A 25,505-nucleotide genomic window follows, 5' to 3' on the forward strand; every position below is an offset into this window, starting at 1 on the left:
GTCGTAAACTCCCTTGTTAAATCAATCTAAACGTTAACGAAATTGGCGAAATTCAGTGCAGGTTCTCGGCATCGTTGAGATAGACCGAGGTCAAAAGCGCGAACACATAGGCCTGGATCACCGCGACCAGCACTTCCAGCGCGCTGATGCCGATCATCAGGACGAAGCTGGCCGAACCGACGGTCAGGCCATAGCCCACGCCTGCGTTGGCGCTGTTGATGACGAAACCGGCAAGCACCTTGAGCAGCACATGGCCGGCGGTCATCGCGACGAACAGTCGCAGGCCCAGGCTGAACGGACGCACCATGAAGGAGATCAGCTCGATCGGGAAAATGACCGGGATCATCGGCAGCGGCGTGCCATGCGGCACGAACAGCGAGAAGAAGTGCAGGCCATGCTTCCAGAAGCCGACGATCAGCACGATCGAGAAGCTCATGATGGCGAGCACGCCGGTGGCGGTGAAGTGGCTGGTAAAGGTGAAGGGGTGCAGCCCGAACAGGCCGAGCGGCAGCAGACCCAAAAGATTCGCCAGCAGGATGAACATGAAGAGCGAGAAGACGTAGGGGATATATTTCCGGCCATTGTCGCCGATATTGGCGATCAACAGGTTCTTGATGAAGCCGGTCATATATTCGACCGCCATCTGCCAGCGGCCCGGCACCAGTTCACGCTTCAGCCCGCCGATCACGAAGATCCACAGCACCACAGCGGCGAGCACCATATAGAGCGCGCTGTTGGTGAAGGCGATGTTGAAACCGCCGAGCGACAGATGATCCGTACCGAACAAGGGTTCGATCGCAAACTGGTGCATCGGATCGATTTTGCCGGATTCTGCCACGTTGACCCCTGTAACGTTCAAGTCTTGCCGACTACGACAAAAGCGTCCCTATTGGTCGGGACGCTTTGCCGTCGTCAATCTGATGATGTTCCTGAACGCTGCCACGATCCCAAGACCGAGGAAGACGAGCAAGAGCCATGGGGATGTGCCAAGCAGCCGGTCAAGCACCCAGCCGATCAACGCACCACCGACAAGACCGCCGATCAGTTCAGCAAGAACCCTGTTGCCCAGGCGAGACCCATCGTCCGCCTGTTGCACCTTGGCCCCCTGCCTGACCTTTTCGGCATGTTCGGCCCGGGCGATCCGCTCCTCCAAAGAAGCGATCCGCGCGTCCTCCCCTGCCGGGTCCTGTCCGGGTGTATCCGCTGCCATGACCATCCTCCAACCGGATTTCATAAATCCGTGGGGGGCGGCATGGCGCTTGCGGCTGCACCCGTCAAGGCGCGGCCCGTTTAGAAAGGGGATTGCGGATAGTCAACCATGGTTGCGGCAGAGAATATCCATGCGGTACGAAGGGATGAGAAAAGTCCGCTACCGCAGCATATTCAGCCGGCCGAGGCGCAATAGGACGGCAGCGCGATCGCGGCGGCGCCCTTGGTCTGCCATGCGCCAGCGCCGATGCGATAAGCCTGGCCCGCCTTCAGCCGGCTGAGCGTCTGGCAAGCGGTGGCGGCGGCCGCGTCCTGCACGGTGACGCCGCGCTTTCCGGCAAGGTCGGTATAGACCTGGCGGCGTTTGATGTTGATCGATTCGACTTCCTTGCGCACCGTATCGCTGACCGATCCGGCGACGCCCATATAGCCGTCGGCCTGTTCGCCCACCGCGCCGGACGACAGCGCGGCGCTCAGCCCCGCGGACTGGGCGCTGGCGGCCACGCTCATGCCGAGTCCACCGGCGAGTGCAATCGCGGCGGCGATCATCAATGCGGGCTTTGTCATCTTGCGTGTCATTGCGGGAACAACTCCGGGTTATTCTGGATGAGGTCCTGGGCGTCGCGTTGCAACTTGACCACGACCTCCTGCTGCACCTTCACATTCAGGTTGATTTCGATTGGCTTGTCCGGGGCCTTCACCTGAATACATCCCCCCAGCGCCAAGCCAGCAAAACCGGCCGTCATGATCATTCGTGTCTTCATTGCGGCTCCCCGTTTGACACCTTGTCGCTTTCCAGAGGCTGAACCGCAAGTCTTTGCTGGTCCTGCGCGCGCATCTTTTCCTGCGCCTCCTTGGCGATTTCGCTCTGGATCAGGCTGGATGGATCGATGAAGGACTGCGCCGTGCCCAGCAAGCCACGGAAAGGCGCGGCAATCCGCACGTTAAAGATGAAGGGCAAGCCGGTGAAGTTGCGCGCCAGCCCCGCCGGAACACCGCCCAGCCGGTCCCGATTGACGCCGTTGAACACGACATTCGTCACCATCTCGCCATCCAGCGCCCCATCCATCAATATTGTCAGACATTTATACTGGAGATTCTTCAGCGCGTCGAAGGCGACCTTGCCCATGACGCCGATATCCTCGTTCGACACCGGCCCGACATAGGAGAGGGTGCCGCCCTGCCGCGTGGAATCGCAGGGGATGCTAGGCAGCACCCCTTCGGGCATGAGCAGCGGCTCCATCCCCGCCTGCCGCGCGACCAGCACGCCGCCCGCGACACGCCCGCCCTGCCCGTTGAAGATCAGCGGCATGATGCCGTCGAAGGTGCCGGTCGCCGAGATATTGTCGAGTTCCATCGCCTGGATGAAGGCGCCCGCGTCCAGCCCGACCACCCGGAAAGTCAGGTAACGGTCGACATCCGCGCTGAAATCCATGGTCGTGGGCAACAGCACCAATTGCCCGCCGGAAAAGGGCCAGCCGCCGCCTTCGATCCTGACTTTCTGGCCCGCTTCCAGCCGATAGCGGACGACGCCGTCGCGCGCCTCGACACCCGGATTGACCGACCGCATCCGCACTTCCTGCCCCGGCGCGGTGACGAGCCCGATCAGGTCGGTGAAATGGATTTCGCCGGCAAGCCCTTCGACCGGGCCGAATGCGGCGGCGAGATTCGCGTCTTGCGTGCGGAACGTGCCGGTGCTGGTGACGGTCGAACCGGTCCAGTCGATCCGCCCCTGCCCGCTCACCCTGGCCTGCACATTGGCGACCACGCCCAGAGCGAGCGGCGTGACATCCTCCGGCTGAAGCGCATTGTTGAAGGCGAGGTTGGCGACGTCGAGGTCGGCATGACCCTTTCCATCGCCAAGGTCATGAACGATGTCGGTCGTAGCGACAGTCGCGCCATTGCGCGGCGCCGTCAGGGTGCCGGTGGCGGCGATGCGGCCATCCTTCAGCGACAGCGCGAAATCGGGCACGTTGAGCGGGTTGAAGCGCGCCGACGCCTGCGAATCGCGCACGGTCATCGCCGCTTTCAGGCTGAGCGCACCGTCGGCAAAACGCCAGTCGCCCGCCCCCTGTTCGACGATCAGCGGCACCGTGCCGATCTGCCCGCCCGCACCGCCGATCTTGCCGGCCAAGCCATCAGCGGTCATCGCGCCGTCCAACGTCGCGGCGGTCAGGCGCACCGGCGCATCCTGCGGACCGATTGTCACGGCCGGGTTGGCCAGCGTGAAACCGGGGTGGCCAAGCAGCATCCGGGCATGATCGGCGGTCAGATGCAGAGGGCTGTCGCCGCTGCGTCCGGTCAGATCGACATCCTTCACCTGCACCCCGCCCGTCATGCCGGCCGGCCCCATGGCGAACATCGCGCCATTATCGGCCGGACACAGCGTCTGGCGCGTCTGCCCTAGCGCAAAGCTGCCATAGCGCGCCTCCAGCAGCGACAGGGGCACACAGTCCGGGTTGATCATGACCGCGCCATTGGCCGCGATCCGTCCTTCCACCGGCAGGCTGAGGCCGCGCAGCCGTCCGTCGGGCAAGGGACCATCAAGCCGCATCGCGGTCTGGAAGCGTGTTGCGCCGCCCGCGTCCGCGGTGAACCTCACCGTATCGAGCGCCAGCCGCGCGTCGCCGGCCGCATAGGGATTGACGAACAACTGCCCGCCAAAGCCGCCACCGGGCCGCCGCGCCAGACGCAGCGCCGCCTGGGGCAAACCGCCGCCCTGTGCGGTGATCGCGCCATCGAGCGCCCAGTCGAGGCCTGCCGCCTTGCCGGGCCATGCCAGCGTCATGCGCCCGCCCGGCGCGATGCCCAGCCGCGCGCCGCTGCGCGCATCTAGCGCTGCATCCGTGATCGCCAGGCTGCCGGCGCCCTGTTTCTGCACCAGCGCGAAACTGGTTTTCACCCGGTTGCTTTGACCCGCGCGCTCGACCGCGTCGGCCAGCCGGATGGCGAGCGGCGCGACCGGCGTTCCGGCGCTTGCACTGCGCAGGCGGGCCAACGGGTCGCGCCCCGACAGGCGCAGATCCTGCCCGCCCAGATCGCCCTTGAAGCTCGTCATATCCTTGCCGACCGCCCATTCGCCCGACAGCGCGGCATTCCGAAGCAGGGCGCCGCGCCCGGTCAACGCCGCCGCATCCAGTCGCAACTGGCCGGTCGTGCGCGCCGCCATGCCGTCAAAGTCGATCCGTCCACTGGGCGAGGCCAGCACCATCCCGCCGCCCCGGAACGCCTGACCCGACAGGTCGACATGGCCGGCCCACCGGTCGAGCGCCTTGCCCAATGTAAGATCGATGGTTGCCGCCGGCCTGGCGATCGCGGCGCCCGCATCGCGACAGGCCAGCGCGTCGGCGCGAACGGGGCCGCTCAGATGCGGCTGTCCCTGTTGCATCGCGATATTGACCATGGCGCTCGCCTGGCTCAGCCCGCATCCCGCAAGCGTCCCGCGCGGCATGGCGGCGGCCAGCCGTCCCTTGAAGCCCGACTGAAGATTGCCGTTGCCGTCGATCTGCATCCCGATCCGCCCGGCGTCGGTGTCGAGCGTCAACCGCGCATCGGCGAGTGAGACGAGTATGTCGGGCAGGCTGAAGGGCGCGGTCGAATCCGGGTCGCGGAACCGGTCCAGCTCACCCAGCCGCAACCGGCCGTCATGCCAGGAGCCATGCAGACGCACTCCGCCCGCGCGCACCGCCGCGACCTGCGGCGTCAGTCCGGCAAAGGCGATGTCCACCTCCACCCAGCGGGCGGTCAGGTCCGGCCGCGCCGGATCGCCCAGCACGATATTTTCGATGCGCTGCGTGCGCAGGCCGACATCGACCAGATCATAGTTGGCCTGGACGCCGCGCCGATTGAGTTCGCGGCTGACGAAATTTTCCGCGATGGGCGCGCGCTGCGTCCACAGGCCGATCAGCACCAGCGCGAGCGACCCAGTGCCGACGCCAAGCCAGCGCAGCCATGCCCGGCGAGCCGCTTCTTCGCCGTCTTGTTCTTCCATGCTTATGGCCAACCCCGGCTTACCTGCGACCCCATGGTCCGTAACGGGACCATAACGTCCCTGCACGTTTAAATATCCTTGCTCCGCGATTCCGCAACGCATAGCGTCGGCCGAGCGCCGCTCAAGGGGACGGAATATTGGCCGAACAGGATGCGAAAGTCCCGCATGACGGCGCCGGCCATCGCGCCCGTTTGCGGCAGAAGCTGGCGGAAAGCGGCGGCGGGGCGCTACACGACCATGAACTGATCGAATATCTGCTCGCGCTCGCCATCCCGCGGCGCGACACCAAGCCGCTCGCCAAGGCGCTGCTGCGCGAATTTGGCGGGATCGGCGGGCTGATGACGGCCGACTGGCAGGCGATCGCCCGCGTGCCGGGCATGGGCGACACCAGCGTCGCGGCGATCAAGATCGTGCAGGCGACGGCGCTGCGGATGCTGCGCAACGAAGTCGCCGCCCGGCCGGTGCTGGGCAGTTGGCAGGCGTTGCTGGACTATCTGCGCGCCGACATGGCCTTTCTGGGCGTCGAGCGGGTGCGGGTGCTGCACCTCAACAGCCGCAACATGCTGATTCGCGACGATCATATGGGCGACGGATCGATCGATCAGGCGGCGATCTACACGCGCGAAGTCATCAAGCGGGCGATCGATTTCGGATCGGCGGCGCTGATCCTGGTGCATAATCATCCCAGCGGATCGCCGGAACCCAGCCGCCAGGACATCGACGTGACCCGCCAGATCATCGAGGCGGGCAAGCGGCTGGGGATCAGCGTCCACGACCATATCATCATCGGCGCGCAGGGGCATGTGAGCCTGCGCGCCAAGGGGCTGCTCTAGGACCGATCGATACGGCGTTCGGCCGCGGGCTTCACACCGTCAGCACGATCTTCCCGAAATGCGCGCCCGCGTCCATTCGCGCATGGGCCTGCGCGGCGTCGGCCAAGGCGAAGCGGCGGTCCATCGCCGGGCGCAGCCGGCCTTCGCCCACAAAGGGCCAGACATTGCGGATCAGTTCGTCCGCCACCAAGCTCTTGAACCCGACGGAGCGCGCGCGCAGCGTCGATCCGGTGATAGTCAGGCGGCGCTGCATGATCGCGGGAATGAAGACGCTCGCCTTCGCCCCGCCCAGCACCGCGATCGACACATGCCGGCCATCCTCCGCCAGACATTCCAGATTGCGCGGCACATAATCGCCGCCGACCATGTCGAGCACGGCCTGGACCCCCTGGCCCCCCGTGATCCGCTTCACCTCCGCGACATAATCCTGCGTCTTGTAGTCGATGGCGTGATCCGCGCCCCATTCGCGCGCCTGGGCGCATTTTTCCGCGCTGCCGCAGGTCACGATGATGCGGATGTTGAACAGCCGGCACAGGCTGATCGCCATCGTGCCAATACCGCTGGTGCCGCCATGGACCAGCACCGTGTCGCCGCCCGCCACATAGGCGCGCTCGAACATATTGGTCCAGACGGTGAAAAGCGTTTCGGGCAACGCCGCCGCTTCGGCCAGGTCATAGCCATCGGGCACGGGCAGGCACTGGCCGGCGGGCGCCACCGCATATTCGGCATAGCCCCCGCCCGCCAGCAGGGCGCAGACCTTTTGCCCGACGAGCAGGTCTGCGCCGCCGCCCGCCGCGACGATCGTGCCGGCGACCTCCAGCCCCGGAATGTCCGAAGCGCCCGGCGGCGGCGGATATTTGCCCTGTCGTTGCAACACGTCGGGCCGGTTCACGCCGGCCGCCGCGACCTTGATGAGCACTTCGCCTTCGCCCGGCATCGGCACCGGCCGCCGTTCGGGCACCAGCGCTTCGGGTCCGCCGGGCGCGGCGATGCCGATCGCCGTCATCGCGCCTGGGATGGAAAATCCGTCCGCCATCTCGCTGCCCCCCGGAAAGCTGGCCATGTGATGCGGCGCGCCGAAATCGGCAAGCCGCTTGCGCGCCCTTATTGACAGACTGACCCCGAGGGTCAACATTGGCGTCATGGACTTGGATGACGATCTGCCACGCAAGGGAGATGATCCGCTGGCCCGCCTGCTCAAACAGGATCTGGGGCCATTGTCCGTTGCCGAACTGGAAGCGCGCATCGCCGCACTGGAAGCGGAAATCGCGCGGACCAAAAGCAAGATTGAAGGCGCCGTTAACCACAAGGCAAGTGCCGAGGCGCTATTCAAGCGGTGAACCGATGCTCCGCCCCCACCACCCTTCAGGGTATGTCCGGGCATGGGCAGTCTGGCAATTCCGGCGGTCGAGGCGAACGCCTTGATCCGCTGTCGAGCAATGCCGACATAGGGTTCAAGGTCGCTCCCGTCCGGGAGCTTGGAGTAGAATAATATGCCGTCTTTCGCAGCCGCCCTTGAAACCACCCTGCACAATGCGCTGACCCATGCGTCTGAGCGCCGCCACGAATATGCGACGCTGGAGCATCTGCTCCTGGCGCTGATCGACGATGAACATGCGTCGAAAGTCATGCAGGCGTGCGGCGTGGAAATCGGTGAGCTGGGCGATGCCGTCACCCATTATCTCGACACCGAACTGGACAGTTTGAAGGTCGAGGGCGCGTCCGACCCCTCCCCCACCAGCGGTTTCCAGCGCGTCGTCCAGCGCGCCATCCTGCACGTCCAGTCATCCGGCAAGGATGAAGTGACGGGCGCCAACGTCCTGGTCGCGCTCTTTTCCGAGCGCGAAAGCTATGCCGTCTACTTCCTGCAACAGCAGGATATGAGCCGTCTGGATGCCGTCAGCTATATCAGCCACGGCGTCGGCAAGGGCACGCCCACGCCCGAGCGTCAGGAGACCAAGGGCGCCGCCGAGGAGGAAAAGAAGGTGCAGGACGGGAAGGCCAAGAAGGACAGTGCCCTCGAACAATTCACCGTCAACCTCAACGAGAAGGCGGAACGCGGCAAGGTCGATCCGCTGATCGGCCGCACCGCCGAGGTGGAGCGGACGATCCAGATCCTGTGCCGCCGCTCGAAGAACAACCCGCTCTATGTCGGCGATCCGGGCGTCGGCAAGACCGCCATCGCCGAAGGGCTGGCGCGCAAGATCATCGAGGGCGACGTGCCCGACGTGCTCAAGGAAGCGGTCATCTACTCGCTCGACATGGGCGCGCTGCTGGCCGGCACCCGCTATCGCGGCGATTTCGAGGAACGGTTGAAGGCGGTCGTCACCGAACTGGAAAAGATGCCGCACGCGGTTCTCTTCATCGATGAGATCCATACCGTGATCGGCGCCGGCGCGACCAGCGGCGGGGCGATGGATGCGTCCAACCTGCTGAAGCCGGCCCTGTCGGGCGGGACGATCCGCTGCATCGGGTCGACCACCTACAAGGAATTCCGCAACCATTTCGAAAAGGATCGCGCGCTGCTGCGCCGGTTCCAGAAGATCGACGTCAACGAGCCGACGATCGAGGATACGATCAAGATTCTCGCCGGCCTGCGTAGCGCCTTTGAAGAACATCACCACGTCAAATATACGCCGGACGCGATCAAGGCGGCGGTGGAACTGTCGGCGCGCTACATCAACGACCGCAAGCTGCCCGACAAGGCGATCGACGTGATCGACGAGGTCGGCGCGATGCAGATGCTGGTGGTGCCGTCCAAGCGCAAGAAGACGATCACCCCCCGCGAGATCGAGCAGGTCATCGCGACCATGGCCCGCATCCCGCCCAAAACCGTATCGTCCGACGACAAGAGCGTGCTGGAATCGCTGACCACCGATTTGAAGCGCGTCGTGTTCGGTCAGGACAAGGCGATCGAGGTGCTGTCGTCCGCGATCAAGCTGTCGCGCGCGGGCCTGCGCGATCCGGACAAGCCAATCGGCAACTATCTCTTTTCCGGCCCGACCGGCGTCGGCAAGACGGAGGTGGCGCGCCAGCTTGCAACCCTGCTCGGCATCCCGCTCCAGCGGTTCGACATGTCGGAATATATGGAGCGCCATTCGGTCAGCCGCCTGATCGGCGCGCCTCCGGGCTATGTCGGCTATGACCAGGGCGGCTTGCTGACCGACGCGGTTGACCAGAATCCGCACAGCGTCCTGCTGCTGGACGAGATCGAGAAGGCGCATCCCGACCTGTTCAACATCCTGTTGCAGGTGATGGATAATGGCCGCCTGACCGATCATCACGGCAAGACAGTGGATTTCCGCAACACCATCCTCATCATGACCACCAATGCCGGTGCGTCGGACATGGCGAAGGAGTCGATCGGTTTCGGCGAACTGACACGCGAGGATGTGCAGGAGGATGCGGTGAAGAAGCTCTTCACCCCGGAATTCCGCAACCGCCTGGATGCGATCGTGCCGTTCGGCTATCTGCCGCCCGCCATCGTCGCCCGCGTCATCGACAAGTTCGTGCTCCAGCTGGAGCTGCAACTGGCCGATCGCGACGTCCACATCACCCTGGACGAGGACGCCAAGGCGTGGCTCACCAAGAAGGGTTATGACAAGCTCTATGGCGCGCGTCCGATGGGCCGCCTGATGCAGGAGAAGATCAAGCAGCCGCTAGCCGAGGAATTGCTGTTCGGCAAGCTGGTCCATGGCGGTGAGGTGCACGTCCACATGAAGGACAGCGACGAAGGCGGCGCGCTGGCCTTCGAAATCACCCCGGCCGCGCCCAAGAAGGGCAAGAAGGGCGGCAAGGCAAAGACGACCGAAGGCACGAAATAACCCTGGCGGCATGGCAACGCGCGCTCGGCACGCGGCCATGCCGCCAGAGATGAATGACGGGAGGACGATGCCGGGCGGTGTCGTCCTCCTTCATGGTTTTGGCGGCCATTCGGTCCAGACCGCCCTGCTCGCCCGCCGCCTGCGCCATGCCGGCCATACGGTGGCCAATATCGGCTATCCCAGTTGGCGCTGGCCGATCGACCGGGTGCTCGATCATCTGCACCGGCGCATTACGGCTTCATCCCTGGACGCCGGCCGGCCGCTGCATTTCATCGGCCATTCGATGGGCGGATTGTTGCTTCGGGCCTATCTGGCGCGTCATCGCCCGACCAATCTGGGCCGGGTCGTCATGCTGGGGACGCCCAATGGCGGCAGCGAGCTGGCCGATCTGGCCTATCGCCTGCGGCTGCATCCGCTGATCCTCAACCAGGCGGGCGGCCTGCTGCGCACGCAGCGGGAGGCGGCGGTGGAGGCATTGTTCGGCCAGGTCGATTATCCGCTCGGCATCATCGCGGGCAACCGTCCGCTGCCCGGATTTCTTCCCGACCTGCTGTTTCGTGCGCCCCATGACGGCAAGGTCAGCGTCGCGGCCACCCATCTGGCGGGCCAGACCGACCATCTGGTCCTGCCCGTCGCCCATACCGCCATGATCTACACCCGGCCCGTCGCCGACCAAGTCATCCATTTCCTGGGGCATGGCCATTTTCGACGTCCAATGCCTGAGCGATGACGCTTTGCGGAAGGCTGGCAGCGATGGTGGTCCACGATCGGACGTCCGGGCAAACGGACATTGGAAGGGGAGCGGCCGTTTGGGAGCAAATTCCGGCATCCCCGCGAAAGCTGGTGTCTCGGGCGATGACGCGCCAGACCCACTGAGACCCCAGCTTTCGCTGGGGCGAGGGCCAAGGGTCAAGACGTGCCTCAGTCCGACTCCACCCCTTTTCGTCATCGACCAGGAAGCCGGCGCGCGCGCCGCGACCATCGCCTCAATCGAGGACGTTGGGCAGATCCTCAAACCCCTTGCGCAGGGCCGCGCTCCAGCTTTGGGAGATCATCGCGAATTCCTCATTATCCGCCTCGATCCGGGTGCGGACGCTGAAGTCGAAGGCGTCGGTCGCGATCACGGTCAGGTCCAGTGGCATCCCGACCGAAAGGTTGGAGCGCAGGGTCGAATCCATCGATACCAGCACCGCCTTGGTCGCATCTTCCAGACTGGTTTCGCGGCCGATGATCCGGTCGAGGATCGGCTTGCCATATTTATGCTCGCCAATCTGAAAGAAGGGCGTGTCCTCGGTGGCTTCGATGAAGTTGCCGGCGGAATAAATGAGATAGAGGCGCGGCTTTCCGCCCCGACGCTGGCCCGCAACCATGATCGATGCGCTGGCGCCCGACCCGCCCATCTCTATATTCTCGCGATAGCGCTGCTGCATCTTCTGCATCGCGGCGCCCACGATCTGCGCAACGCGGTGCATGGTCTCGCAATTGAGGATCGTCTCGACATCGGGATCGAGCTGCGATTCCTTGATCGTCTTGCTCAAGGTCGATTTCACCCCCTGGGTGATCGACAGATTGCCCGAACATAGAAGGGTGATCGCCCGTTCGCCGGGGACATGATAGGTGAAGCTCTTTCGAAAGCGCGCGATATTGTCCATGCCCGCATTGGTGCGGGTGTCGGACAGCATGACCAGCCCCTGGTCCACGCGCACCGCCACACAATAGGTCATGGCCCCCCGGCCTCCTGCTCATTATCTGCCGCGATCGACAAGTCGTCCGATGTTGCATCCGACTTGTGATCGCTCTGTTCAACCCGTTGGGTCGGGCGGCGGAGTGCTTTGCTGTTGCTGCCTTTGCAGTTGCCGTTCCTCGACTCCGTCCTCCGCCTGCGCGATACGGACATCGGCGTCAATCCATATATCGCCCGCGACCGTGACGGAGCCACGGATCGGCGCGGCGTCATCCGCGTCAAGACCGCTGGCGAGGCGAAGATAGCGTTCGGTCACGCAGACGCGGTTCGACGGATCGAAACCGATCCAGCCAAGATTGGGCACCCAGGCTTCGGCCCAGCCATGGGTTTCATGCAGGGCATCCCCCTCCCCCGCCAGCAGATAGCCCGACACATAGCGCGCAGGGACGCCCAGCGTGCGCGCGGCGGCGATGAAGACCTGCGCATGATCCTGGCACACGCCCGCGCCCAGGGTGAAGGCTTCGGCGGCGGTCGTGCGGGAGGTCGTGACCCCGGCGCGATATTGGACCGCATCGCTGACCGCCGCCGACAGGGCGTGCAGCGTGGCGAGCGGCCCGTCCCGTTCCGGCAGGTCGCGCGCCAAGGCGGCGATTCCCGCCGACGCGCGCGTCAGATGGGTGTCGCGCAGGAAATAGCGCAAGTCGACACGGCTTGGCATATGGCCGACGACGCCGTGACTCTCGCGCGTATCGACCAGTCCTTCGGCCACGATCACGGCATGGTCGAGCCGGTCATGGCGAATCCAGATCGCCTCCATTTCGCCATGGCTGTTGGGACGGAATCCGGTGATCGGCGCGTCATTCACGCTCACCTGCCATTCCAGCACCTGCTGAACCGGCGTGTCCACCGGCATGAGTTTCAGTCGCATCGCCACCCGCCCGGCGCTTGCCGCGTAGCGATAGATGGTCTGATGACGGACAAGCAGCTTCATGGCGTCTCTGTTTCCACGGCATCGGGGAGGAGGACGGCCACGTCCTGCCCCTCAGCCGAAATGATAGGTCTGGGCGATTTCGGCCCCGAGCCGATTGGTCATCATCAGGCCGTTCTGCACCGTTTCATGCAGACCGCGCCGGAAAATCTCGCCGCTGTCCTGGCTTTCCAGGCCCGTCACCAGTTCCTGCACCGTGTCATGGCAGGCGCCCTTCGCATCATGCCAGCCGGCCAGCCGGTTGAGGCGATAGGCGAGCTGGTCGTAGCAATAGGCGACGCTGCGCGGAAAGAGGCGGTTGAGCATCAGGAAGTCGGTAATCTGCCAGGGGGTGTAGGTGCCGCCATAGACATGATGATAGGCGCGCGCACCCGACAGGGCATACAGCACCGAGGTCCATTGATAATGGTCGCGATTGCCGCCGATCACCTCGGTTTCCGGCAGCAGCACATAATATTTCACGTCGAGCAGCCGCAACGTCATCTGAGCCCGCTCCAAAGCGGACCCGCAGCGCAGGAAGTCATGCCCTTCATTGCGAAGCTGGCCTGAATGCGCGGCCCCGCGAAACGTCATGACCCGCGTCTTGACCCAGTCGATCAACGCCGGAAGCTGTTGCCGCGCTTCGCCCACATCATAGCTGTCGAGCTTGCGCCAGCCTTCGTTCAGCGCCTCCCACATATCCTGCGTCAACATGGTGCGGGCGGACTTGGCGTTGGCGCGGGCTTTCAGCAGGCAGGAGCGGATCGAACTGCTATTGTCGAGATCCAGCATCAGGAAGGAGACGGCGTCGCTTTCGGTGACGATCGCCCCTTCGGGAAATTGATGCCCGGAGCCGGTCGCCCGCACGACCGAACGCCATTCGTCGCGATGATGGGCGCCGGGCAGGATCGCCATGCGCTGCCCCATGGTGAGCAGCCGCGCGGTGGCTTCGGCACGCTCCATATAGCGCGCCATCCAGAAAAGATTTTCGGCGGTCCGGCTCAGCATGGGATTGCCTCAATGTCCGTCATCCCGCCTGCGCGGAAATGACGATGAAAGGGGTGAGAGCGCGCGCGCATCATTCCTGCAACACCCAGGTATCCTTGACCCCGCCGCCCTGGCTGGAATTGACCACCAGCGATCCTTCGGTCAGCGCGACGCGGGTGAGGCCTCCGGGGACAAGGCGGATTTGCTTGCCGACCAGGCAATAGGGGCGGAAGTCGGCATGACGGCCAACCACCGCCGCCGGGCCGAGCGTCGGCACGGTCGACAGGTCGAGCGTGGGTTGGGCGATGAATTCTCCCGGATTGGCCTTGATCCGCTCGGCATAGGCATCGACCTCCGCCCTGGTCGATTTAGGGCCGATCAACATGCCATAGCCGCCCGATCCATGGACTTCCTTGGCCACCAGTTCGTGCAGATGTTCCAGCACATAGGCCAGTTCGTCCGGCTTGCCGCACTGCCAGGTCTGGATGTTGTCGAGGATCGGCGTCTCACCCAGATAGAAACGGATCATTTCGGGCACGTAGATATAGACCGCCTTGTCGTCCGCGATGCCCGATCCGGGCGCCGACGCCAGCGTGACGCCGCCGTTGCGATAGACGTTGAAGATGCCGGGCACGCCCAGCAGGCTGTCGGGGCGAAAGACGAGCGGGTCGATATATTCATCGTCGATGCGGCGGTAGATGACGTCGACAGCCTTTGGTCCCAGCGTGGTCTTCATCCACACCCGATCTTCATCGACGAACAGGTCGGCCGGCTCCACCAGTTCCACGCCCATCAGGTCGGCGAGGAAACTATGCTCATAATAAGCGCTGTTGAGCGAGCCGGGGGTGAGGACCACCACGACCGGGTCGCCCTTGCACGCAGGCGGCGCGACTTCCTTGAGGCTTTTGAGCAGTTCGGCGGGATAGTCGTCCACCGGCGCGACCACGCCCTGCGCGAACAGTTCGGGGAACATGCGCGTCATGATCTCGCGATTTTCGAGCATGTAGGACACGCCAGAGGGGGTGCGGCAATTATCCTCCAGCACCTCGAAACTGCCAGGACCGGTGCGCACGATGTCGATGCCGACGATATGGCTGTAGACTTTTCCCGGTGGGCTGAAATCGGCCATCTCCGCCAGATAGGCGCTGTTTTTGTAGATGATGTCGGCGGGCATGATACCGGCCTTCACAATCTCCCCGCGGTGATAGACGTCGTGGAGAAAGGCGTTGAGGGCGCGGGCGCGCTGGCGGATGCCCTTGTCGAGGATGCGCCATTCATTCGCGGTAAAGACGCGAGGCAGCAGATCGAAGGGGATAAGCCGTTCGGGATCGCCCCCTTCGCCATAGACGGCGAAAGTGATGCCGATGCGGCGGAAAATCGCTTCAGCCTCATCCATGCGACGGTTAAGTCCGGCGATGCCGGTTCGCTCCACCCATTTTTGCACTTCGTCGTAGCAGGCGCGTATCGAACCGTCGGGCTCAAACATTTCATGGAAGGGCAAGTGGACGATCCTCCCTCGGCCCATGGCCGGTTGTGCGTTGCAATATTAGGACGCCCCGTTGCGGCGATTGCAAGGCAAAAATCGCAGAACCGTAAAAGCGTTCCCGCAATTCCGGGACAATAGCGGGAAAGCGGCCTGTGCTTCGTTTCTGCGCAGGGTAATCGTCGGCAACAGCGCAGGGTTCAAATTTTTCATACGCCCCGTTGACCCGCCCGCTGCCGCTGCGTATAGCGCCGCCTCACCGCAGGGCGAAGCGCCCGGCGAGGCCCATTGGGGCGGAGTAGCTCAGCTGGTTAGAGCAGCGGAATCATAATCCGCGTGTCGGGGGTTCAAGTCCCTCCTCCGCTACCATTCAAGGGGTTTATCATGTTGTTTTTGAACGATAAGTTTGCCCCTGAATCAATCGCAGACCACTTTTGTTCCCACTTTTTATGTGAGTTGGGATGGTATGATTCGGCACAAGGCGGGGCGACGTCCCCCATTAGATCTGGCTCGGACTACGCCAGAAAGTGATGCCTCTCCAACGGGCCGAGGAGATCTTCCTATTGGGAAGATAGATTTTATCGTCTAGGCTTGGAATTGTTCTGCCCGGCGAATAGGGACCGCCTAACTTGTCGTAACTGGGGAATGTTGAAATGGCTCGTGGACGACCAAGGAAAGTCGCGACGGTGCCAGAAAAGCCGAATTCTCGCGCATTTGAGGCTCCTCTTTGGGCTGCGGCTGACAAGCTTCGCGGCAACATGGATGCGGCGGAGTATAAACATGTCGCGCTGGGGCGGCCATGGCTACGAAGGCGGATTTCTATTACGGCCTACGGAATCAATTGATCCATGAGCGCACGACTGTACCGATCAGCGACCGGCAGGTGGAAGACTATCGCAAGCTCATCGAAAGCCTCCTGAAGCTGTTGTTCGGCCTGAAATTCCCCTCCGTGTGAATCGTCTAAGTAACTGATCTACAATGCTTTATTGGGGACAAATTGCCTATACGATTGCGTGAAAATTCTCTGTACGCCGCATAAGAGGCGCGCCTATTCGCGTCTGGTGGTCCGAAGTTTCGCCTCGGCTCTCTCCAGTTCGCACAGGCGGCGGGGGCCAATGGCTGCTATCCGGGCGGAGAAGCGGAAAACGGTCTGTCCACAATCGGCCAATCTCGGCAGCGTTCAGCGGTTTTTACTCTTGGGGAAGGTCGTGGGGCCACATGCGCGCACCATGGATTACGCGGAGGACGCGCACGGTATCCCCGATGATCTGGTAAGGTGCGATATAGGGCGTGCGCGCGATCACCAATTCGCGCGTGCCTTCGATCCGGCCCGGACGCCCGCTATTCGGAAAGTCTTTGAGGCGCTGCGCTGCTGCCTCGATCCGATCGTCCACATCGGCGGCAGCTTGCGGATTATCCTCGGCAATCCAGATGAATATCGCCAGACGATCAGTCGTCGCCCGATTGGACCAAGCGAGTTTCATTGCACCGGCTTGATGCCCTTTCGCGCGTTCGCGCGAAGCTCAGCAAATCGCGCCGAAACCTCGGCGTCGTCAATGTCGGGCCGGTCATCGTCCAGCGCCTCCTGCACTCGCGCCCGGAACCACTGGTCATAGGCTTGCCGCTCCACCAGCAGTTCCATGGGGGCAACGCCCTCGCGTGCGGTGCGGGTCAGAAGAATGCGAACGGCGTCTGATACCGTAAGCCCCATCCGCTCGAACACGGCGGAGGCGCGGTCCTTTACGTCCGAATCGATGCGTGTCTGAATCAGGGCATTATTGGCCATGGGATCACTCCTTCGGCATTTATGTAATTCAATCGCATGACAATTACCATCAGGAAACCGCAAATCACCGTGGTTTGAGTGCCACCAGAATGTACAAATCGGCACTGAAATGCCGAAAGCGGCAGTATAGTGCCTACTTCCGGAACTCTATTTCCTATCCCCTTGCGCGCCAGGAAAATGCGAGACAGCATACGCACCGGAGGCATAGCGCAAGACGGCTTGGCGGGTCGTCAACAAGAGGTCCGCCATGGCGTGCGACTCGAACAGGTCGATTGCTATCATTTCACGGGCTAAGCGCCCGCTGCTTGCCCTTGCAAGGCACCGCCTCGTCCAATCCCGGCAAAAGGCGACCGCCGCTTGCCGCCTGGGGCCACCGATGATCCGCTATCGCCGCGACATGCGCGAAATCCCCGCCGATCCTCGACATTTGCCGCCGTAGGCCCGCCATAGTCCTATGCGCGCCGATTGCCCCTTGCGGGCTGAGGGACGGCCCGCATTGTCCAACTCTCATGGGGGAAAGGTATAACTGGCGCATGTATGGAATAAGTCGATGTCCAACACCGATCGTATCATCCGATTGAAGACCGTTCTGGCCCGCACCGGGCTTTCCCGTTCAACCCTTTACCGCAAGATCGCGGACGGGACGTTTCCCGCTCAAATCAGAATCAGCGTTCATGGCGCTGGCTGGCGGGAGTCGTCCGTCGAACGCTGGATGGCCGATCCTGTCAGCTATCGCGAGGAACGGGCCGGGAGCCATGCCCAATGACCCCGCTCCCGCCCCCCGATCCAATCTGCGTCCGCGTCAATGAAGCGGCGCGCATGATCGGCGTCGGTCGCACCAAGCTCTATGAACTGATCGCGGCTGGCGAGGTCGAAACGGTAAAGCTTGGCAAGGCCACCCGTATCACCACCGCCAGCCTGCACGATTTGGTTAGGCGGCAACGCGGAGCGCTGTAGGGTCGGACGCCGTTCCTGAGGCGTCCTTCCCCTTGCCGTTCTGTGGATCTGTACGGTCGTCCGCATAGGGCATGGCTTCCATATGACCGCGCTTGTCGTTCTGGCGAGGAAGCCCTTTCCGAACGGAGCGGAGTGACACTTCCTCCGGCACCCATCCCTTGACGTGCGCAAAATCCAGAACGACGCTGATGCGCTGGAGGATGCGGCGGGCGGTTTCCGGTATTTCGAGCCAGATTGGCGCAAGCGCCTCGACCACGCAGGCGCTGTCCACTTGGCCTACCGGCTTCTTGCCGATTTTAGGGAAGACGTGCTTTTCGAAGCTGGACAGCCACTTTGCGTGATGTCCACCGTTCCAGCCTTCGCGCAGCGTCTCATGACAAATTCGAGTCGCGGCTTCGAAGTTGGGCACGATCTTTCGCGCCTTCCGACGCTCGGCGACTGGATCGAAGCCCTCTCGAACACGGCGGCGTAACGCTGTTGCTGCTTCGCGTGCCTCGGCTAGCGATACGTCCAACGCTGATCCCAGCCCGTAGTCACGGCGTTGCCCGTTTCTCTGCATTCGCAAAACCCATGTGCGCGCGCCGCTGTCTTTCACGAGCAGGCAAAGACCTCTGCTATCGGTATGCCTGCCGGGTTTCGCGTTTTTTACTTTCAAAGTTGTCAGTGTCATCGGGTTTGGTTCCCTGTTAGGGAATTTTTCGCCTCGGTTCCCACATTATGAGGCAAAAAATCGTCCCACTTTCGTTCCCACATTTCGATGTGGATTCAGGCAAATGAGGGCGACCGACCGCGAACATACTGCAATATAAATCGCTGATTTTACAGTGGGCTTGGGGACGCTCTGAACCTGCCTGATACGAAAGTTTTAGCGCCTCCTCCGCTACCATTTTATCACCCCACCGATGCATATCGTCCTTGCCTCCCCCGGCAAAGCGCGCCAATCAGCGTGGCAAACAGGGGATAAAAGAGGATATCGGGCGGATGAGCTATTATGACGTTCTGATCGTGGGAGCCGGCCATGCCGGGGCGCAGGCGGCGATTTCGCTGCGGCAACTCGGCTTTGAAGGGTCGGTCGGCATGATCGGCGACGAAAAAGACCCACCCTATGAACGCCCGCCGCTGTCGAAGGAATATTTCGCCGGCGACAAGAGCTTCGATCGCATCCTGATCCGCCCGGCGGCTTTCTGGGGCGAACGCAATATCGATATGCTGCTGGGCAAGCGGGTCAAGAGCGTCGATCCGGTGGGCAAGTTCGTCAAAGTGGGCGATGAAGAAATCGGCTATGGCAAGCTGATCTGGTGCACTGGCGGCTCTCCCCGGATGCTGACCTGCAATGGCGCCGACGCTGCCAATGTCCATGCCGTGCGGCGGCGCGACGATGTCGACGCGATGATGGCGAAGATCGACAGCGTCCATCATGTCACTATCGTCGGCGGCGGCTATATCGGCCTTGAAGCCGCGGCGGTGCTCAGCAAATTTGGCAAGACGGTGGTGTTGCTGGAAGCGCTCGACCGGGTGCTGGCGCGTGTCGCGGGCGAGCCTCTCTCCCGCTTCTACGAGGCCGAGCATCGCGCCCATGGCGTCGATCTGCGCACCGGCGCGAAGATGGATTGCATCGAGGTGCAGGACGGCAAGGCGACCGCCGTGCTGATGGACGATGGCGAGCGGATCGAAACCGACATGGTCATAGTGGGCATTGGCATCATTCCCGAAACCGGCCCGCTGATCGCGGCGGGCGCCGTGGGCGGCAACGGCGTCGATGTCGACGAATATTGCCGCACCTCGCTGCCCGACATCTATGCCGTGGGCGATTGCGCGGCCCATGCCAACCGCTTTGCCGGCGGCGCGACGATGCGGCTGGAATCGGTGCAGAACGCCAATGATCAGGCCAAGACCGCGGTTGCGCACATCATGGGCAAGGAAGAGCCTTATAATGCGGTGCCATGGTTCTGGTCGAACCAATATGATCTGAAGCTCCAGACCGTGGGGTTGTCGACCGGCTTCGACCAGGCGGTGCTGCGCGGCGATCCGGCCACTCGCAGCTTTTCGGTGGTGTATCTGAAAGGCGGCAAGGTGATCGCGCTCGACTGCGTCAATGCGGTGAAGGATTATGTGCAGGGCCGCGCCCATGTGCTGGCCGGCGCGGCGCTGGATGTCGACCAACTGGCCGACGCGAGCGTGCCGCTCAAGGAAGTGGGCCTGGCCTGATCGGGCAGGCGGAGTCAGCCCCGGAACGCCGCCTTCATCGCCAGTTCCCATGGCCCGCCGCGATAATGCCAGGCGGCGAGGCCCGCGATCGAGAACGGGCGTGGGCGGAAGTCGGCGCGCAGGCGGGCGGCCAACGCCTTCGCCTCGTCGGGTGCGACCTTGTTCTGCACCGTGACATGCAACCGGGGCTGCGCCTGATCCTGCGGCGTCAGCAGGCCGCCAAACGCATCGGCCAGTTCGGCGCGCATCGCCAGCAAGCCGGGGCTGTCGATACGAAAGGCGACGCCCCTGCCCAACAGCATGACGTCGCTCAGCCGCGCGGTCGGTGGCGGACCGGCGCAAAGCCGTTTCAGCCGGGTCGCAACTTCATCCAGCAAGGATGGCGGCAGATGATGGAATAGCGTGATGTGCGCGGGCAAATGGTTGCGCTCAGACGGAAAATGGGCGCGGCGCAGGCCATCGGCCCAGGCGAAATCGCATCCGCCCATCAATGCCGTCACGATGATGGGCGCTGCGGCCTGCTGAGTGGGCGGTGCGATCATGACGCTATCGTATCATCACGCATTATTATAGGATGCCGAAAAGGTCGCGCACAGGGATTCGGCGCTGGCCGGGGGAGGCTCTTCATGTCGGCACCACGTTCCATGCTGATCATCGGCATCATCCTGCTGCTCTGGAATCTGATGGGGGTCATGGCCTTCGTCATGCAATATATGATCGACCTTGACCAACTCGCCAAAACCGATCCGGCCACCGCGCAGGCTTTTGCGACGATGCCGGTCTGGCTCTGGGTCGTCTACGCCGTGGCGGTCGGCGCGGGGACGCTGGGCGCGATCCTGCTGCTGATGAAGAAGGCGGCGGCGGCCACCCTGTTCCTCGTCTCGCTGATCGCGGTGCTGGTGCAGTTCGGCTATACGTTGGGCGCGACCGATCTGGTCGCGCAAAAAGGCCTGGTCGTAGCGGCGGGCTTCCCGGCCTTCATCGTCGTCGTCGCGGTCGTCCAGCTCGTCTATGCGCGCTCCATGGTCGCCAAGGGCGCGCTCAGATAATCATAATTCCCCGCGCGCGCGCCTGATCTCAAACCATTTGCGCACATTTTCATTATGTTCCTGATAGGTGTCGGCGAAGATATGGCCGCCCTTTCCATCGGCGACGAAATAGAGCGCCTTGGTCTGCGCGGGGTGCAGCACGGCCAGGATCGACAGCCGGCCGGGATTGGCGATCGGCCCCTTGGGCATCCCCACCATGGAATAGGTGTTATAGTCGTTGACCGCCGCGATTTCCGACTTGCGGATACGGCGGCCGAGCGGCTTTCCCTTGGTGATGGGATAGATGATCGTCGGATCGGCCTGGAGCATCATGTTGGCGCGCAGGCGATTGGCGTAGACGCCCGCGACCATCGGCCGCTCCTTGGGGACCGCGGTTTCCTTTTCGACGATGCTGGCGAGGATGATCGCCTCGCGCGGGGACTTCACCACCAGATCGGGCGCGCGTTCGGCCCATGCCTTCGCGAGCAGCCGGTCCATCGCCCCTTGCATTCGCTTGACCACGGCGGCGCGCGGTTCGCCCTTGTCGAAGGCATAGCTGTCGGGAAGAATGCTGCCTTCTTCGGGCACCTTGATGTCGCCGGTCAGCTGGTCATTCGCCATCAGCCGTTCATAGACGAGGATGGAGGGCATCCCCTCCGGTATGGTGATGAGGCGGGTAAGCGTCTTGCCCCCTTGCAGGATGGCAAGGATGTCCTTGTTGCTCGCCTTGGCAGGGACGATGAATTCCCCCGCCTTGATCGGCGTGGAACCGCCGAAAATCTTGGCCCGTGTCAGGAAGGCGTCGGCGGAACGCACCGCGCCCGATTGCTTCAACAACACCGCCGCGTCGGACAGGGTCGCCCCTTCCGGCACGGTGATGCTCACCTCTCTGGCCGCCGGCCCCGCTTCCGTCCAGCCCGCCACGAAGCGGAAGGCGATGAAGGCGGCGACGGCCAGGCCGATCAGCAGGACGACGCAGCCGGCCCGCCGCACGGGATTGGATCGGGACCGCCGGGCCATGGGTTCAGCCTAGCTCGCCATCGTCGCTTTAAATCGCCTTCATGATGAGCGAGGCGTTGGTGCCGCCGAAGCCGAACGAATTGTTCAGCACCGCGCGCACCTTACGTTCCTTGGCGACGTGCGGGACGAGGTCCACGCCCTTGCAGCTTTCGCTCGGTTCGTCGAGGTTGAGCGTGGGCGGCACGATCTGGTCGCGCATGGCGAGAATGCAGAAGATGCTCTCCACCGCGCCAGCGCCGCCCAGCAGATGGCCGATCGCCGACTTGGTCGAACTCATCGACATGGAGCCCAGATGGTCGCCGAACAGGCGCTTGACCGCACCCAGTTCCAGTTCGTCGCCCAGCGGGGTGGAGGTGCCGTGCGCGTTGACATAGTCGATGTCTTCCAGACGGAGGCCCGACTTTTTGAGCGCCATTTCCATCGAGCGATAGCCGCCGCTACCTTCCGGGTGGGGGGCGGTGACATGGTAGGCGTCGCCCGACAGACCATAGCCGATAACTTCGGCGTAGATTTTCGCGCCGCGCGCCTTGGCCCGCTCATATTCCTCAAGCACGACCACGCCCGCGCCCTCGCCCATGACGAAGCCGTCGCGGTTGACGTCATAAGGACGCGACGCCTTTTCGGGCGTATCGTTGAAGGCGGTCGACAGCGCGCGCGCCTGGGCGAAGCCTGCAATGCCGATCGGGCAGATGGCGCTTTCCGCGCCGCCAGCCAGCATCACGTCCGCATCGTCCATCGCGATCATGCGCGCGGCGTCGCCGATCGAATGGGCGCCGGTCGAACAGGCGGTAACGACGGCATGGTTCGGGCCCATCAGGCCATATTTGATCGAGACCTGCCCCGAAATCAGGTTGATGAGCCGGCCATGGACGAAGTGCGGCGACACCCGGCTCGGCCCCTTGTTGGCGAGCACCAGCGATTCGCTTTCGATACCCGGCAGGCCGCCGATGCCCGACCCGATCGAACAGCCGGCACGCAGACGCTCAGCTTCCGACATATTGTCGAGACCGGCGTCGCGCAGCGCCTGGCTGGCGGCGGAAATGCCAAAGACGATGAACAGGTCGACCTGACGCTGGATCTTGTGATCCACGTCGATCGACGCATCATAGCCATATTCATGATCCTTGGGCTTCACTTCGCAGGCGATACGGCACTTATAGTCCGTCGCGTCGAAGCGCGTGATCGTGGCCGCACCCGATCTGGAAGCGATGATGTTCTTCCAGCTGGTTTCCACATCCCCGCCAAGCGGGCTGACCATGCCAAGGCCGGTTACGACGACACGACGCATATCCTAGCTCCGAAATTCCCTATGGACCTTATGCCGCCCATGTAGCCACTGGAAGCGCACTTGTGAACGGTGCGCCAAATATGAAAAGGCTCCCCGCGCTCCGGAATCACCGGACAGGAGGAGCCGTCTCTTGTGCGTAAACGCGGCCTTTCCCTGATGGGATCAGGCCGGAAAACGCCTTACTGCTTGCTGTCGATATAATCGATAGCGTCCTTGACGGTGGCGATCTTCTCAGCCGCATCGTCAGGGATTTCGACGCCGAATTCTTCCTCGAACGCCATCACCAGCTCGACGATGTCGAGGCTGTCAGCGCCCAGATCGTCGATGAAGCTGGCATCCTCGGTCACCTTTTCGGCTTCGACGCCCAGATGCTCGACGACGATTTTCTTTACGCGATCCGCGGTCTCACTCATGAGTGGTCCTTCTTACTGGGTATCATTGGTGGTTCTGAATAACCGTTAAGGCAATGCCCTAGAGCCAAGCCCCGATAGAGGCAAGAGGCAAGACCGCCAAGCCCCTTCCTTCACCCCCCGCATCGATCGTGGGACCGGAACGAAGGAAAAGACCGGCGAATAATGGACCGTTTACCGAAATTTCAGCCGCCGGCGGCTGCGGATCGCCGCCATGTCGGTCCTGGTCACGGCCTTGCTCGACATCATCTATCCGGTCGGAACCGCGCAGGGGACGCTGGAGTCGCCTGGCTCCGATTGTTCCAGCGCCGGCGCCGCAGGCTAGATGGCTGGCCATGGCAAAACGCCGCCTGAGTGGGACCGGCCGATCGAGCATGAGGTCCAGAATCAGACCCATGATGCCCTCCCCGCATTCCTTCTGTGGCTGGTCCCGTTGGCCATGAGGCGGGGTCAGCGGCAATAGCCCTCCTGCCCCGGCACGACGATCAGGCAATCCTGCTTGCCCGCCAGATATTTGAAGCCGGTTTCGTCACCGCTGCCCGGCCGGATCGCCAGATCCTTGCCGTCGCGGACGAAGCGGATCGTCGATCCCTCAGCGATCCCGCTATAATCGTTCTGCCGGTCCAGATTATCCTTGTTGGTGATGGCGTAATGACCCGGCTCCCCGTCGGATGAGGGCTGGATGTCGAGAAACAGCCCTTCCGGCCCGTTCCAGCGCCCGACCCAGTCGTCGGTGGGCAAGCGGCCGACCCGTTCGGCGGCCGACCCCAGCGCGTCGGGGTCATCGATATTCTCCATCGTGGCGGTTGGCGCTCCCGCATCATTGGCGGCATTGTCCTGACCGGATTGCTTGGCACAACCCGCAGACAGCAGCACCGCCGCCGCAAGGCCCGTCAGGCCCCATGAGGGGGAAGGAAGGCGCATCATGGGTTCATCTCCTGTCTCGCTATATGCCATCGAACCGATGGACGCCGTCTTCGATCCCTTTCCGTCCGCCAGCGACTTGCCACATTCGCCGGCCAGGCCCAAAGACGATCGCTCGGAGGGAAAAGAAAATGACCGGTGTCAGGGAGAAAAAGGCCGAAGGCGCGCGCAGCCGAGCGCGCTTCGTGCGGGAAACGCCCGATGTCAGGCGGCAGGCGCTGATCGACGCGACCGCCCGCTGCCTGGCGGAAAAAGGCGTGGGCGGGACATCGGTCCGCGCCATTTGCGCCCGCGCCGGTGTCTCGTCGGGTTTGCTGACCCATTATTTCGACGGCGTCGACGCCCTCATCCTGGCGACCTATGGCGAGGTCGGCGCCAAGGTGTCGGCGGCGCTCGACGCCGCGGTGGAAGCGGCGGGGGATGATCCGCACGACCGGCTGCGCGCCTGCCTTCAGGCCAATTTCCGGCCGCCAGTGCTCGACCCGGACTTGCTCGCCACATGGATCGCTTTCTGGAGCCTGGTAAAGTCCGACCCCAAAATCGCCGCGGTCCATGCCCAGGTCTATGGCGGATCGCGCGAACAACTCGAGGCGCTGCTGCGCGATGCCGCCCCCGCGCTCGACCCGGCGCAGCGTCGCATCGCGGCGATCAGCCTGACCGCGCTGGTCGATGGCCTATGGCTGGAACTCTGCCTCGATCGCTCGACCTTTTCCCCGGAAGAAGCGCAGAGGATGGTGGAAGAGGCGATGCAGCGGTTGCTTGGATGACAGGACGAGCCGTTCGATCAATGCGCTAAGCGGTAATCGCTTTTCTCACTTAACGCATCCGAGAAAACCAATTTCCCCCGAATCGCGCGCATCCCTACATGGGTCTTCGCAACTGCAACATTCAATGCGAGGAAATGGA

At 63.2% G+C, this 25,505-nt stretch carries 28 protein-coding genes and 1 tRNA gene; 11 read left to right on the plus strand and 18 right to left on the minus strand.

The features are described from left to right. Positions 1–52: 52 nt before the first annotated feature. The 5 genes from C100_RS33535 to C100_RS33555 form a co-directional block, all read right to left on the minus strand. The gene (locus C100_RS33535) at positions 53–838 is read right to left on the minus strand and encodes a F0F1 ATP synthase subunit A (protein WP_024019411.1); all 786 of its coding nucleotides are present in this window, start codon (positions 836–838) and stop codon (positions 53–55) included. A 48-nt stretch (positions 839–886) separates the two neighbouring features. Beyond that, entirely contained in the window at positions 887–1,210 is a 324-nt protein-coding gene (locus tag C100_RS33540; protein ID WP_031309194.1) for an AtpZ/AtpI family protein, read from the minus strand. A 173-nt stretch (positions 1,211–1,383) separates the two neighbouring features. After that, entirely contained in the window at positions 1,384–1,776 is a 393-nt protein-coding gene (locus tag C100_RS33545) for a YdbL family protein (RefSeq protein ID WP_235219048.1), read from the minus strand. 8 nt (positions 1,777–1,784) lie between these two features. Further along, entirely contained in the window at positions 1,785–1,973 is a 189-nt protein-coding gene (locus C100_RS33550) for a YnbE family lipoprotein (protein ID WP_024019414.1), read from the minus strand. Then, positions 1,970–5,200 (minus strand): intermembrane phospholipid transport protein YdbH family protein, encoded by a 3,231-nt coding sequence (locus C100_RS33555; protein ID WP_024019415.1) that lies wholly within the window; start codon positions 5,198–5,200, stop codon positions 1,970–1,972. The genes C100_RS33550 and C100_RS33555 overlap by 4 nt, the downstream gene beginning before the upstream one ends. A 137-nt stretch (positions 5,201–5,337) precedes the next feature. On the opposite strand from C100_RS33555, the gene radC reads away from it, so the two are divergent. Continuing rightward, positions 5,338–6,033 carry a RadC family protein gene (gene radC, locus C100_RS33560; RefSeq protein ID WP_024019416.1) on the plus strand — a complete coding sequence of 232 codons (696 nt, stop codon included), beginning with the start codon at positions 5,338–5,340 and terminating at the stop codon, positions 6,031–6,033. 31 nt (positions 6,034–6,064) lie between these two features. Here radC and C100_RS0124510 read toward each other — a convergent pair whose 3' ends face one another. Continuing rightward, the gene (locus tag C100_RS0124510; protein ID WP_031309195.1) at positions 6,065–7,069 is read right to left on the minus strand and encodes an NAD(P)H-quinone oxidoreductase; all 1,005 of its coding nucleotides are present in this window, start codon (positions 7,067–7,069) and stop codon (positions 6,065–6,067) included. Between the two features lie 106 nt (positions 7,070–7,175). On the opposite strand from C100_RS0124510, the gene C100_RS0124515 reads away from it, so the two are divergent. The 3 genes from C100_RS0124515 (at position 7,176) to C100_RS33570 (ending at position 10,587) form a co-directional block, all read left to right on the plus strand. Then, positions 7,176–7,373 (plus strand): DUF1192 domain-containing protein, encoded by a 198-nt coding sequence (locus C100_RS0124515; RefSeq protein ID WP_031309196.1) that lies wholly within the window; start codon positions 7,176–7,178, stop codon positions 7,371–7,373. A gap of 153 nt (positions 7,374–7,526) precedes the next feature. Beyond that, the gene (clpA, locus tag C100_RS33565) at positions 7,527–9,857 is read left to right on the plus strand and encodes an ATP-dependent Clp protease ATP-binding subunit ClpA (protein ID WP_024019417.1); all 2,331 of its coding nucleotides are present in this window, start codon (positions 7,527–7,529) and stop codon (positions 9,855–9,857) included. Between the two features lie 10 nt (positions 9,858–9,867). Continuing rightward, positions 9,868–10,587: an alpha/beta fold hydrolase gene (locus tag C100_RS33570; RefSeq protein WP_235219049.1), complete on the plus strand. Its 720-nt coding sequence runs from the start codon at positions 9,868–9,870 to the stop codon at positions 10,585–10,587. Between the two features lie 256 nt (positions 10,588–10,843). Here the strand turns inward: C100_RS33570 and C100_RS33575 are convergent, their stop codons facing one another. The 4 genes from C100_RS33575 to C100_RS33590 all read right to left on the minus strand — a co-directional run bounded on the left by C100_RS33575 (position 10,844) and on the right by C100_RS33590 (position 14,996). Further along, a complete protein-coding gene (locus C100_RS33575; protein WP_024019419.1) occupies positions 10,844–11,581 on the minus strand; it encodes a peptidase in 738 nt (245 codons plus the stop codon). Positions 11,582–11,659: 78 nt separating this feature from the next. After that, positions 11,660–12,532 (minus strand): transglutaminase family protein, encoded by an 873-nt coding sequence (locus tag C100_RS33580; protein ID WP_024019420.1) that lies wholly within the window; start codon positions 12,530–12,532, stop codon positions 11,660–11,662. Between the two features lie 51 nt (positions 12,533–12,583). Then, a complete protein-coding gene (locus C100_RS33585; protein WP_024019421.1) occupies positions 12,584–13,516 on the minus strand; it encodes an alpha-E domain-containing protein in 933 nt (310 codons plus the stop codon). A gap of 70 nt (positions 13,517–13,586) precedes the next feature. Beyond that, the gene (locus tag C100_RS33590; RefSeq protein WP_024019422.1) at positions 13,587–14,996 is read right to left on the minus strand and encodes a circularly permuted type 2 ATP-grasp protein; all 1,410 of its coding nucleotides are present in this window, start codon (positions 14,994–14,996) and stop codon (positions 13,587–13,589) included. Positions 14,997–15,270: 274 nt separating this feature from the next. Here C100_RS33590 and C100_RS33595 point away from each other — a divergent pair. Further along, positions 15,271–15,347, plus strand: a tRNA-Met gene (locus C100_RS33595). Positions 15,348–15,777: 430 nt separating this feature from the next. Next, positions 15,778–15,933: a hypothetical protein gene (locus C100_RS48750; RefSeq protein ID WP_024019423.1), complete on the plus strand. Its 156-nt coding sequence runs from the start codon at positions 15,778–15,780 to the stop codon at positions 15,931–15,933. Positions 15,934–16,168: 235 nt separating this feature from the next. On the opposite strand, the gene C100_RS33600 is transcribed toward C100_RS48750, so the two are convergent. Both C100_RS33600 and C100_RS33605 read right to left on the minus strand, forming a co-directional pair. Then, the gene (locus tag C100_RS33600; RefSeq protein WP_024019424.1) at positions 16,169–16,462 is read right to left on the minus strand and encodes a type II toxin-antitoxin system RelE/ParE family toxin; all 294 of its coding nucleotides are present in this window, start codon (positions 16,460–16,462) and stop codon (positions 16,169–16,171) included. After that, the gene (locus C100_RS33605; protein ID WP_021316614.1) at positions 16,459–16,764 is read right to left on the minus strand and encodes a type II toxin-antitoxin system RelB/DinJ family antitoxin; all 306 of its coding nucleotides are present in this window, start codon (positions 16,762–16,764) and stop codon (positions 16,459–16,461) included. Before C100_RS33605 ends, C100_RS33600 begins: the two co-directional genes overlap by 4 nt. 550 nt (positions 16,765–17,314) lie before the next feature. On the opposite strand from C100_RS33605, the gene C100_RS33610 reads away from it, so the two are divergent. Together C100_RS33610 and C100_RS33615 are read left to right on the plus strand one after the other, a co-directional pair. After that, entirely contained in the window at positions 17,315–17,530 is a 216-nt protein-coding gene (locus C100_RS33610; RefSeq protein ID WP_021316615.1) for a helix-turn-helix transcriptional regulator, read from the plus strand. Further along, positions 17,527–17,721, plus strand: coding sequence for a helix-turn-helix domain-containing protein (locus C100_RS33615; protein ID WP_024019427.1), 195 nt, complete (start codon positions 17,527–17,529; stop codon positions 17,719–17,721). Before C100_RS33610 ends, C100_RS33615 begins: the two co-directional genes overlap by 4 nt. Here the strand turns inward: C100_RS33615 and C100_RS47860 are convergent. Continuing rightward, positions 17,696–18,391 (minus strand): tyrosine-type recombinase/integrase, encoded by a 696-nt coding sequence (locus tag C100_RS47860; protein ID WP_235219050.1) that lies wholly within the window; start codon positions 18,389–18,391, stop codon positions 17,696–17,698. The genes C100_RS33615 and C100_RS47860 overlap by 26 nt on opposite strands. Before the next feature lie 311 nt (positions 18,392–18,702). Here C100_RS47860 and C100_RS33625 point away from each other — a divergent pair, with 311 nt between their 5' ends. Continuing rightward, on the plus strand, positions 18,703–19,929 hold the full coding sequence (locus C100_RS33625) for an NAD(P)/FAD-dependent oxidoreductase (protein WP_024019429.1): 1,227 nt from the start codon (positions 18,703–18,705) through the stop codon (positions 19,927–19,929). Between the two features lie 14 nt (positions 19,930–19,943). Here C100_RS33625 and C100_RS33630 read toward each other — a convergent pair whose 3' ends face one another. Beyond that, positions 19,944–20,471 (minus strand): 2'-5' RNA ligase family protein, encoded by a 528-nt coding sequence (locus C100_RS33630; protein WP_024019430.1) that lies wholly within the window; start codon positions 20,469–20,471, stop codon positions 19,944–19,946. Between the two features lie 84 nt (positions 20,472–20,555). Here C100_RS33630 and C100_RS33635 point away from each other — a divergent pair, with 84 nt between their 5' ends. After that, a complete protein-coding gene (locus C100_RS33635; protein ID WP_024019431.1) occupies positions 20,556–20,978 on the plus strand; it encodes a hypothetical protein in 423 nt (140 codons plus the stop codon). On the opposite strand, the gene mltG is transcribed toward C100_RS33635, so the two are convergent. The 4 genes from mltG to C100_RS33655 all read right to left on the minus strand — a co-directional run bounded on the left by mltG (position 20,979) and on the right by C100_RS33655 (position 24,602). Next, on the minus strand, positions 20,979–21,977 hold the full coding sequence (mltG, locus tag C100_RS33640; RefSeq protein ID WP_024019432.1) for an endolytic transglycosylase MltG: 999 nt from the start codon (positions 21,975–21,977) through the stop codon (positions 20,979–20,981). Between the two features lie 28 nt (positions 21,978–22,005). After that, the gene (gene fabF, locus C100_RS33645; RefSeq protein WP_024019433.1) at positions 22,006–23,265 is read right to left on the minus strand and encodes a beta-ketoacyl-ACP synthase II; all 1,260 of its coding nucleotides are present in this window, start codon (positions 23,263–23,265) and stop codon (positions 22,006–22,008) included. A 179-nt stretch (positions 23,266–23,444) separates the two neighbouring features. Next, positions 23,445–23,678, minus strand: a complete 234-nt coding sequence (locus C100_RS33650; RefSeq protein WP_007689016.1) for an acyl carrier protein — start codon at positions 23,676–23,678, stop codon at positions 23,445–23,447. Between the two features lie 447 nt (positions 23,679–24,125). After that, the gene (locus C100_RS33655; protein ID WP_031309198.1) at positions 24,126–24,602 is read right to left on the minus strand and encodes a hypothetical protein; all 477 of its coding nucleotides are present in this window, start codon (positions 24,600–24,602) and stop codon (positions 24,126–24,128) included. Between the two features lie 128 nt (positions 24,603–24,730). Between C100_RS33655 and betI the strand changes: the two genes are divergently transcribed. After that, positions 24,731–25,366 carry a transcriptional regulator BetI gene (gene betI, locus C100_RS33660; protein ID WP_024019437.1) on the plus strand — a complete coding sequence of 212 codons (636 nt, stop codon included), beginning with the start codon at positions 24,731–24,733 and terminating at the stop codon, positions 25,364–25,366. Positions 25,367–25,505 lie beyond the last annotated feature (139 nt).

This window comes from Sphingobium sp. C100, from assembly GCF_000508185.1.
GTDB lineage: Bacteria > Pseudomonadota > Alphaproteobacteria > Sphingomonadales > Sphingomonadaceae > Sphingobium.